General features: G+C 33.6%; 8 protein-coding genes. 6 read left to right on the top strand and 2 right to left on the bottom strand.

The genetic code is table 11. The features are described 5' to 3' along the window. Positions 1–867 precede the first annotated feature (867 nt). Positions 868–1,884 (bottom strand): LLM class flavin-dependent oxidoreductase, encoded by a 1,017-nt coding sequence (locus DM444_RS01765; RefSeq protein ID WP_111283408.1) that lies wholly within the window; start codon positions 1,882–1,884, stop codon positions 868–870. 174 nt (positions 1,885–2,058) lie between these two features. On the opposite strand from DM444_RS01765, the gene DM444_RS01760 reads away from it, so the two are divergent. The 4 genes from DM444_RS01760 (at position 2,059) to DM444_RS01745 (ending at position 7,327) form a co-directional block, all read left to right on the top strand. After that, positions 2,059–2,574: a DUF2975 domain-containing protein gene (locus DM444_RS01760; protein WP_111283406.1), complete on the top strand. Its 516-nt coding sequence runs from the start codon at positions 2,059–2,061 to the stop codon at positions 2,572–2,574. 2 nt (positions 2,575–2,576) lie between these two features. Beyond that, entirely contained in the window at positions 2,577–2,783 is a 207-nt protein-coding gene (locus DM444_RS01755) for a helix-turn-helix domain-containing protein (RefSeq protein WP_012024053.1), read from the top strand. A 115-nt stretch (positions 2,784–2,898) separates the two neighbouring features. Next, entirely contained in the window at positions 2,899–3,783 is an 885-nt protein-coding gene (locus DM444_RS01750) for an ABC transporter ATP-binding protein (protein ID WP_111283404.1), read from the top strand. Between the two features lie 4 nt (positions 3,784–3,787). Further along, entirely contained in the window at positions 3,788–7,327 is a 3,540-nt protein-coding gene (locus tag DM444_RS01745; protein ID WP_111283402.1) for an ABC transporter permease/M1 family aminopeptidase, read from the top strand. 185 nt (positions 7,328–7,512) lie between these two features. Here DM444_RS01745 and DM444_RS01740 read toward each other — a convergent pair whose 3' ends face one another. Next, positions 7,513–8,724 carry a polysaccharide deacetylase family protein gene (locus DM444_RS01740; RefSeq protein ID WP_111283400.1) on the bottom strand — a complete coding sequence of 404 codons (1,212 nt, stop codon included), beginning with the start codon at positions 8,722–8,724 and terminating at the stop codon, positions 7,513–7,515. A gap of 167 nt (positions 8,725–8,891) precedes the next feature. Between DM444_RS01740 and DM444_RS01735 the strand changes: the two genes are divergently transcribed. Together DM444_RS01735 and DM444_RS01730 are read left to right on the top strand one after the other, a co-directional pair. Further along, positions 8,892–10,238, top strand: a complete 1,347-nt coding sequence (locus DM444_RS01735; protein WP_111283398.1) for a sigma-54-dependent transcriptional regulator — start codon at positions 8,892–8,894, stop codon at positions 10,236–10,238. Between the two features lie 370 nt (positions 10,239–10,608). After that, positions 10,609–10,890 carry a DUF7674 family protein gene (locus DM444_RS01730; RefSeq protein ID WP_026730398.1) on the top strand — a complete coding sequence of 94 codons (282 nt, stop codon included), beginning with the start codon at positions 10,609–10,611 and terminating at the stop codon, positions 10,888–10,890. The last annotated feature ends 136 nt before the right edge of the window (positions 10,891–11,026 follow it).

Here is an 11,026-nt window from a genome sequence, read left to right as displayed (position 1 = left end):
TATCTCGACGAAATCTATCGGTTCTTTTCGAATCTTGCGATTCTACTGCTCTTATTCTTTTTGTTTTAGCATCTCTGCTAAAACGGCTGTCAATTCAATATGTCTACGAACGTGTCTTTCTTTTTGTCTTCGCCTATGTTTCAAAGCGGGTGCAAAACTAAAAATTCTTTTTGTTTCTCGCAAGAAAAATTTAAAAAAAATTTGAAACTTTTTTTCGTTTCTTTTTTCTCAATTTTCCTTCCAGTCTCTCAATGAACTTCCGTGTTTTGCGGGGTGCAAATGTAAAAGCTTTTTTCAAATCCCGCAAGCTTTTCCGAATCTTTTTTCAGAAAATTTCTTTTCCTCCGATTCTTCTTTCCTGCCAGTATTTCGATGAGCGCCTTTCGCTGTTGCGGGTGCAAAAGTAGAACCTTTTTCCGCTTGCGCAAGCTTTTTATCCGCCTTTTTTTGATCTTTTTTAAAACTTTTTCCTAACTCGCTGATAACGGATTCTTTACAGAGCAAAGTTTTTTATCCTCTTGTGGGGTTTTTCTGCATTTGGCTATTGCTTTTGCTGTTTTGCCGCGAAGGCACTAAGGCGCAAAGCCTTCTTTTCTTCTCTTTTTAATCCCGCAAAGGCGCCAAGATGCCAAGTTTAGCCTTTTATTTCTTCTGGAAACCGATGCCCTAGCCCCGATAGAAGCGGAAATCCTTTTGCTTTTTTCTTTAAAAAGCAAAAGATTGGAGCGGATAGCGGGAAATGGCTCCTGAAAAATCATAATATTCAAATCATACCTTATATATATGTACAAAAAAAGAAACCCGACAGGTTTTTAAAACCTGTCGGGTTGTGAGAAGGAAATCTACTCTTAATATTATATAGTATAATTATATATGTATACTTTCATTTAGGCTGTCGATTGCTTCTTTGGTGATTTGAATGCTTTTTAGTTTTGCCTGATGATCGAAGATTGGACTGGTTACCATTAGTTCGTCGATTCTTGCGTAGTCAATGAACTTTTTCAAATCGATTATTAATTGTTCTTTGTTTCCTGTGAAAGTTCCGGCTGTCATTTGATTGACATGGAAACGTTCTTGTTCGTTCATGATATCATCTAGTGACGGAACTGGCGGCTGTAAACCTTTGCGATCGTTTCTAATTAGGTTTAGAAACATTTGATACAAACTTGTAGACAATAGTTCTGCTTCTTCATTGGTATCTGCAGCTATTATATTCAGACAAGCCATTGTTTTCGGTTTATCTAAATATTCTGAAGGCTGGAAATTTTCTCTATAAAATTCAAATGCCTGAATCATCAGTTTTGGCGCAAAGTGTCCGGCAAAAGCATAAGGCAATCCGTAAGCTGCTGCCAAAGCAGCGCTATCCATACTTGAACCTAGAATCCAGATAGGAACTTTTAGTCCTTCAGCTGGGAATGCGCGTACTTTTCCTGTTTCATTTTCGCTTGAAAAATACTCTTGAAGTTTGCTTACGTTTTGCGGAAAACGCTGTGCCTGCTCGAAAAAGTCTTTTCTAATTGCTTCGGCAGTTGGCTGATCTGTTCCCGGCGCTCTTCCTAAACCTAAATCGATTCGGTTTGGATAAAGTGTTTCCAGGGTCCCAAATTGCTCAGCAACTACTAAAGGAGAATGATTCGGAAGCATAATTCCGCCAGAACCTACACGGATATTTTTGGTCTGACTTGCTACATAACCAATTAAAACAACCGTTGCTGTACTTGCAACGTGTGCCATATTGTGGTGTTCTGCAAGCCAAAATCGCTTGTATCCTAAAGTATCTGCTAATTGCGCTATGTCTTTTGTTTTTTGAAATGTTTCTGTGGCATTGCTATTCTGAGTGATGATAGCGAGGTCTAATAATGAGACTGAAATTGGGTTTTTCATATAAAAAAATGCTAGTCTACAAAATTAACTCATTTATACGGATGCCTTTTGTTTTCTAATGTTAATAGATTTATAATATTTCTGAAACGCTTCAAGAATATAATTTTTAACAATTAATTATTGTTTTACGATAATTAATTATACATTTGCAATATCAATCTAACTTTTCTATATATGAAGACAACTCATATTGTATCCAAAATATTATTTTACTTTACCCGATTTTTGTCTGTGATTTATTTCTTTTTGGCCGGATATTCTGTTTTTACATTAATTACAGGATTGTTTCTGACATTTAAAGACAACGGAAAGTATTTTCAGGTTTGTTATCCTTTTACTTCGCATCCTTTAATGCTTGGCGATTACAACCTGCCTTATATTCTTTTTGATTTTTTGGCGCCGTTGAGTTTGTACGGACTTTTCTTTTTATTGAGTAGTAATGTTTTTAAGGTATTTTTTCAGCCTAAATTATTTACTGTAAATGGAATTTCTCATTTAAGGCGTTTCTATTTATCCAATTTATTAATTCCGGGTATTGTAATATTTGTGGCTTTCTTTTTTGTTCCGCTGGATAATGAAGTTTCGATTTTTATTCTATTGCACGGAATGCTTGGCGTTTTCGCTTACTTTTTAGCAGCCATTTTTAAACAAGGTTTAAACCTTCAGAACGAACAAGACTTATTTATATAACTATGCCAATAATTGTAAATGTTGATGTAATGCTTGCCAAACGCAAGATGCAGAGTAAAGAGTTGGCAGAAAAACTAGATATTACACCTGCTAATTTATCGATTCTAAAAACTGGAAAAGCAAAAGGAATTCGGTTTGATACTCTCGAAGCTATTTGTAAAATATTGGATTGTCAGCCTGGCGATATTTTAGAATACGTGGCAGAATAGCTTTCTTTTAAATCTTATTTCACTCTTAATAAATCGGTTTTTGAAGCCGACAGGTATTCTATTGCCTAATTTTTTCAAATCATAGTTTAATTCAATCATCAAAATCAATCAAAAAATGAACAGTTTATCAATCCAAAATCTCAGCAAAACGTATGAGAACGGCACAAAAGCGATTGACAATTTATCGCTTGAAATTACAAACGGAATGTTTGGTTTATTAGGACCAAACGGCGCCGGAAAATCGACTTTAATGCGAACTATTGCCGCTTTGCAGGAACCTACTTCGGGAAGTATTGAATTTAACGGAATTAATATTCTGGAAAATCCAATGTTCATCAGGCAAAATCTGGGTTATCTGCCACAGGAATTTGGCGTTTATCCTAAAATTTCTGCTTATCGTCTGCTCGATCATCTGGCAGTTTTAAAAGGAATTGTTGATAAAAAGGAACGACACGATCAAATCTTGTATTTGTTGCAGCAGACTAATTTATTACAGCATAAAGACAAAGCGGTTCATTCTTTTTCGGGAGGCATGCGTCAAAGGTTTGGAATTGCTCAGGCTTTACTGGGAAATCCGAAGATTATTATTGTAGATGAACCTACTGCGGGACTTGATCCGGAGGAAAGAAACCGATTTAATAATTTGCTAAGCGAAATTGGCGAAAGCATTATCGTAGTTCTATCGACTCATATTGTAGAAGACGTTCGTGATTTATGTCCTAAGATGGCGATTATCTCTAACGGAAAATTGATTTTGGAAGGAAAACCAAACGAAGCTATCGATTCTTTGAAAGATAAAATCTGGATGAAGGCGATTCAAAAAACAGAACTGAAGGATCATCAATCAAACTTTAATATCATTTCGTCCAACTTAAATTCAGGGAAAATCAATATTCATGTTTTCTCTGATCAACGTCCAGATTCTGGTTTCGAATTGATATCGCCAGATTTAAGCGATGTTTATTTTAGTGTTTTAGCTCAAAATCAACTTAAAAATTAGTGTTATGCTTTCTAAATTAATTCAATTTGAATGGCATAACAATACAAGAAGCTGGACTTTTTATGCCACATTTATCATTTATTTGGTTTTAGGATTTTTTGTGAGTGCTTTTGCGAATTTTTCTTTTTCGGGAGCTTACAAAAATAGTCCGTATGTGCTTACGTATGCGATTGGCCTAATTTCGCTGATGACGATATTTTCGATTACGCTTCAGGTTGCACAAAGTTTTTTAAAGGAATATGAAACGAAATTCGATTCGATTATTTTCTCCTCTCCTATTTCTAAGTTTCATTATTTGGCACCTAAATTTATTACTGCGTTTGCAATCGCCGTAGTTTCTTTTGGAATGTTCATTACAGGAATGATCGTTGGACACCAAATGTCATGGCTTTCTAAAAGCGAAATTGGCCCTTTTGAAATTATAAATTATCTCTGGCCGTATTTTGTAATTGTGATTCCGAATATTTTTCTTTGTCTTTCTATATTGACGGCTTTGGCTTGGCTTACGCGAAGTAAACTTTTTATTTATGTTGGCGGTTTATTAATTTACATTTTATATATCGCAGGTTCCATTTTTTCTAATTCGCCCATCTTTGCAAATGCTTCTCCGTCTTCGGCGAAAGCAATGTCTTTGGCCGCAAAAATAGATCCGTTTGGTTTGGCAGCGTTTTTAGAACAAACAAGATATTGGACTTCGATTGAAAAAAATACGGAACTGGTTTCGCTTTCGGGAAACTTTTTATTTAACCGACTGTTGTGGATTTTGGTTTCACTGTTTTTGCTTATTGTTTCTTATCGCTTGTTTTCTTTCCGAAAAACAAAAAACAAAAAGACAAAAACGCCTAAAACTATTTCAAAAGAAGCAAAAGTCTTTTCTTCGGAAATTCCAAAAAACATCGAGTTCAAAACGTTCAGGCATAATTTTGCTGTTTTTAAAAGCAATATCAAGCTGGATATTTTTTTAGTTCTAAAAGGAATTCCGTTTTTAGTGATTGTTCTTTTATTTTCGGGATTATTGGCAATCGAAATTTCGGATGAAATTGACGGCGGAATCCGATTAGCCGAAAAAATTACGGATACGGCTTTAATGATTTCCACCATAATGGATCGTTTGCCGTTTATTCTAATTTTAATTCTTCTCTTTTACAGCAATGAATTATTAAACCGAAGCGAAAATTCGACATTTGAAATGCTCGAAAATACTGCGCCCTATTCTCAATTTGTAGTTTTACTATCCAAATTGAAAGCGCTTTTTATCATTCCGTTAATCATAATCAGCATTAGTATTTTAATTGGATGCGCATTTCAGATTGTGAATCCCAATGCTCCAATCGAAACTGGTCTTTATCTTTCTTTGTTTTATTATCTCGGATTTCCGTTGTTGTTGATTTCGATTTTAGTAATTGCGATTCAAACTTTTATTAAAAATAAATACATCGGACTTTCGGTTGCTGCTTTTGTCTGCATTTTGTTTTGTACGGGAATTGGAGAACAATTGGGAATTTCGCATCCTTTACTACGATTTGGAAATGCTTTTAAAAGAGAATATTTTGATATGAATGGTTTCGGAAAATATACTTTTCCGTTTCATATTTCGGTGTTATACAATTTCGGATTGGCTTTACTGCTTCTTACTTTGACTGGAATGTTGTGGAAAAGAAATGCCTCAATCGTAAAAACCTTTCGAAGAAATTTATTGAATGGTATTCAAAAGACAACTTTTGCTTTCGGAGTTATTCTTTTTATTGGTTTTGGAAGTTATCTTTTTTATAAAACGAATATCGAATATCCGTATTTAACCGAAGAAGATCAGAATAATTGGAGCGAGCAATATGAAAAGCAATTCAAAAAATATACCAATCTTGCGCAGCCCACAATTGTTTCTGTAGAAAGTAAAGTTGATTTATTTCCTGATGAAAATCGTTATAAAGTAAAAGGCATTTATGAATTGATCAATAATTCTGAAAAATCAATTGATAGTTTACTCCTATATATAGATCGAAATTCGAAACTGACTTCTGTTGAAATTCCGAATTCTAAAAATCTCGATGATGTTTCGGCATTTCATCATTATTGGTATCGATTGGAAAAACCTTTGTTACCTCAACAGAAAATGAAAATGAGTTTTTCTTTTGAGTCGTCGTGGTCACCATTTAAAGGACATACTGCCTTTAATTCTATAATCGAAAATGGTTCGTTTATGCGAATAAGCCGTTACTTTCCGCTTTTTGGTTATCAGGAATCAAATGAAATCAGCAGTAAAAAAGAGCGAACAAAAAGGCATTTGAAACCGCAGACGCCTCTTAAAAAACTGGAAGACAAATCGGAAATTAAATATGATTTTATTGATTATGATGCTGTGGTTTCGACTTCTGAAAATCAAACGGCGATTGGTGTTGGAGATTTAATTGGGAATTGGAAAAAAGACAACCGTAATTATTTTCATTATAAATCTAACGGTAAGATTCCGTTTCGATTTGCTTTTTCTTCTGCCGAATATGAAATCCAAAAAACGAATTATAAAACTATTTCGATTGAAGTTTTTTATGATAAAAGACATTCGAGAAACATTAAAAAACTAATTCAGGATGTAAAAAATACTTTAGATTACTGCCAAAATAACTTTGGAAAATATCCATACAAAACAATTCGTTATGCCGAAGTTTCTGCTTTCGCCGATGGATTTGCCGCGACTTCTTATCCGTCGACGGTTTTTATGAAAGAGAATTTCGGATTTTACAGCAACCTCAACAATAAGGATAAGGAAGATGTAATTAATCAATTAACGGCTCATGAATTGTCGCATGAATGGTGGGGAAATTCACAAATAAGTCCGGAACAAAAAGAAGGAAGCTGGATTTTGACCGAAACTCTGGCGCAATACACTGAGCTGATGCTTTATGAAAAAGAGCATGGTTTGGAAAAAGCACTAGAAACTTTAAAAATTCATCTGGATTTATATCTAAGCAGCCGAAGTTATGATCCTGAAACGCCTTTGTATAAAACAAATTACGATACGCCGCATTTGCCTTATGATAAAGGTATGCTGGTAATGCATCAGCTTCGGGTTTTAATTGGTGAAGAAAAAGTAAATCTGGCTTTGAAAAATTTTCTGAATCATTATAAATATCCAAATCCGTTTCCTGATTCTGAAGATTTATTAAAAGAGATTTATGCTGTAACAGATCAAAAACTATATTCTAAATTAGATGAAATGTTTAAGCAGATTATCACATATTCTTCCAAAATAGAATCAGTCACCAATATTAAAAAGAATGGTTTTTATGAAGTTTCTTTTATAGCTAATTCCAAAAAGTACAAGGAAAATGCCACCGGAGAACGAAAATTAATTGCAAACGACGCCACAATAGATATTGGAATTTATGATGAAAACGGGAAATTATTTCGTTATCCTTTTGCAATCAAAAACAATAAAGTTGAAGGTAAAGTTAAACTGAAAACAAAACCTCAACGCATTGTTATTGATCCGTATTTAATGAATATTGATACTTTTATAAAGGACAACGAAAAGGAAATTGACTAGAAGTTTTTCGGTGAGAATAATTTTTAAACACATAGAAGCATAGTTTTTTTCTTTTACTCATAAAGAAAATCGAAAGAAACTAGTTTCTAACACATAGCTAGCGATGTGAATTTATGCAAGTGAAACGCCTTTTCTACATTCCAAAAAACTATGTTTCTATGTGTTTAAATTTTTATGAAACATTTTTATTTCAATTGAATGAAAATCTGTTTGTGAGTTGATTTTCCGTCGTCTTTAATTTTTAAATCTTTGTTGGATTCGATTTGAAATTTTGAAGAAGTATCAATTGCTAAAGAAATATCTTGATGTCTAAAAGTTTCTGGAATTTCCGGAAGTTTAATTGTAACTATTACTTCTTTATTTTTTTGCTGAAAATCGACTTTAATTCTGTCTCTTAACCAAATGTATTCGTAAACTTCCTGCCAAGGTGCCATCCAGATAGAATCGTTCCCTTTTGCTCCGTATTTATTGGCAAGCGTTGTCATATAGTATTTAAAATCAGGGAAACGCATGCTTAAATTCCACAGATTTGTGTTTCCTGTTCCGTGTGTAAATTCGTTAAACCAAATTGCATTGGGTTGTTTTACAATTGAATCTAAAGTTTTTAAATAGCGATCCATTGTTTTGAAACTGGTTGTATCTTTTGAACTCTGCACAAAAGTTCTGGCCGTAATCATTTTATCTAGATTTACTTTTGAATCGGCATTAAAAACTGGTCCAACACCATAATAAGACGCTACCGAAAAATGTCCGTTATTAAGTGCTTCTTTTTCATATTCCAAATAATATTTATCATCCCCTTCTCCGCCAGGAACTACAAAATGCGACATGGTAAAATCTATATTTTGTTTTATTGAAGTAGTATTTTCGGTTACTTCTGTCAAGTACTTAGTTCCATGTTTTGTTGCATGATGAAAACTGTGATTTAAAATATCCCAACCAGCATTGTACATTTCTTTAATTTCAGGCCACGAAAGATGTCCGCGATTTTCTGGCAAATCTCGAATTGAACCTCCGTTAACCGCCAAAGCCAATTTAAAAGGAATTTTATTTCCGAATCCGTCCGAATAGAAAAGTCCTTCCGAAGTTGTTCCGTCACCTCCTTGATCGATTTTCCATTCGTTAATTGATGAATTACTGATTTTTCCTCCATTCAATAATGGAAAAGCATTTAAATAAGCCGATCTGTAACCATCGTCAAGTGTAAAACTGTAAGCGAAATGTTTGTTGTATTTTAATTGCGAAACAGCAATTTTAATTTTATCTGCCGATTTTAGTTTTATTTTGAATGAAATGGTCTTTGGTTTTGAAGAATCTTTTTCGATAATTCCATTTGAAAAACTAGTAAAGCTTCCTAAGATTAAGAAAGCTATTATAAGGAGAATTCGTTTTGACATAAATTTTAGTGGTTCATTTTCGACTTAAAAGTACATTTCTTTTTCACAAAAATATTTTAAAACTGATTCTACTGCTTAAAATAATTTCTATCGATTCAAAAAAGTGAACAGATTTTAAACCTAACTTTGTACATCAAATACCAAAATTTGATTTAGCATCTCTGTAAATGACACACAAAATTTTAATTATAGACGACGAAGAAAAACTGAGAAGTCTGCTGGTTCGTATTATAAAATCGGAAGGATTTGAAGTTTTTGAAGCCAAAGATTTGAAATCCGGTTTTAAAAAACTGGAACAAACGCATATTGATGTTGTTTTATGTGATGTGAAACTTCCTGACGGAAATGGCGTTGATTTTCTTCAAAACATAAAAGGAAGTTTTCCGCTGACAGAAGTTATTCTGCTGACTGCTTTTGGGAATATTCCAGACGGCGTTCAAGCAATGAAAAATGGCGCTTTCGATTATATTGTAAAAGGCGACGATAATGATAAAATTATTCCGCTTCTTTATAAAGCTGTCGAAAAAGTACATCTACAGAAAAAAGTTCAGCAATTAGAAAAACGTATTAACGATAAATATTCTTTTAATACCATTATTGGAAAATCAAAAGGAATTGAACAAGTTATTGATCTCGCACAAAAAGTAGCCAAAACAGATTCGACTGTTTTACTTACTGGCGAAACCGGAACTGGAAAAGAAGTTTTTGCACAGGCCATTCATGAAAATAGTAATCGTGTTGGGAAATCTTTTGTGGCATTAAACTGCAGTACTTTTACAAAAGAAATTTTAGAAAGCGAACTTTTCGGTCACAAACAAGGCGCTTTTACGGGAGCAGTAAAAGATAAAAAGGGTTTTATTGAAGAAGCAAACGGCGGAACTTTATTTCTTGATGAAATTGGTGAAATGCCAATTGATCTTCAAGCCAAATTATTGCGTGTTTTAGAAACCAGCGAATATATTCCGGTTGGTGACACGACTCCTAAAAAATCAAATTTCAGATTAATTGCCGCTACAAATAGAGATTTAAAAACAGAAAGTGATGAACATCGATTCCGTTCTGATTTATATTTCCGTTTGAATATCTTCGAAATTAAATTGCCTTCTTTAAGAGAAAGAATTAAAGATATTGCCGTTTTGACAAATCATTTCGTGAAACAGTTTTCCGAAAAAACGAATAAAAAAACATTACAAATCTCTGATGATTTTCTGCAGAAATTAGAAAATTATTCCTGGCCGGGAAATATCCGTGAACTTAAAAATATAATCGAAAGATCGGTTATCTTAAGTAATGGCGATACCTTAACTTCGGATGTTCTGCCATACGAAATGCAACAACATCAAACTGAAAATAATTCAAAACCTATGTCGGCTTTCTCGATGCAGAGTGTTGAAAAACTGCATATACAAAAGGTTTTAAATTATACTAAAGGGAATAAAGCAGAAACGGCTCGATTATTAGAAATTGGAATTGCGACTTTGTATAGAAAGCTGGAAGAGTATCAAATTCAATAACAATTGCAAAATTCAATTTCAATATCAATTACAATTCTCAAAGCTTCGGAGAAGCATCATATTTATAGATTATTTTATTGCCAATAATAAAAAGCTCCAGAGGAGCGACACCTACGCAATCTGAAAAAATATGTCACCCCGCTGGGGCTTTGATAAATGTGGATTCATCATTTCTATAAATATTTCGCTCCTCTGGAGCTTGACAATAACATATCAAAACGAGAAAAGCTTATCAAAATGATAGGCTTTTTTTATGCCTGATTTTTGGCATAAAACTACATTCCTTTTATTTACAACACTTTAGCTATAAATCAACTTTTTCGGAACATATTTTGGCATAAGGAGGGAGAACATTAAAAATTCATTCCAAATGAAAAATCAAGTAACCTCAATCTACAAACAAGCCGAACGGTTTGCTGAGATAACCAAAAAATCTATTATTTCTGGAAATATAGTAAGAGCTAAGAAATGTCTGGCTCTTGCCGAACGTTTATTCATAACCGGAAGCATCGAAACTAAAAATGCCATTTCTAATGTGTATGTTTTTTCGGTTTCTTCTTTTATGGAAGTGCGTCACTGCAATATTTCTCATCTATTTCCGCAAACACTTAAAGCGGAATATATCAAGCAGGTTAATGCATCAGGAGTGTAAAAAGTTTAATCGGTTAACTGTTTAATTGTTTAACCGATCAAACACAATCTAAAATCTGAACACTAAAATCTAAAATAAATCCTATGATCACATTTCTTTTACTCGCATTGGCCGTGGTGCTATTTGCAATTTGTTT

Origin of the sequence: Flavobacterium ginsenosidimutans (assembly GCF_003254625.1) — a bacterium.
Classification (GTDB): domain Bacteria; phylum Bacteroidota; class Bacteroidia; order Flavobacteriales; family Flavobacteriaceae; genus Flavobacterium; species Flavobacterium ginsenosidimutans.
This window is presented reverse-complemented; position numbering and strand designations above follow the sequence as displayed.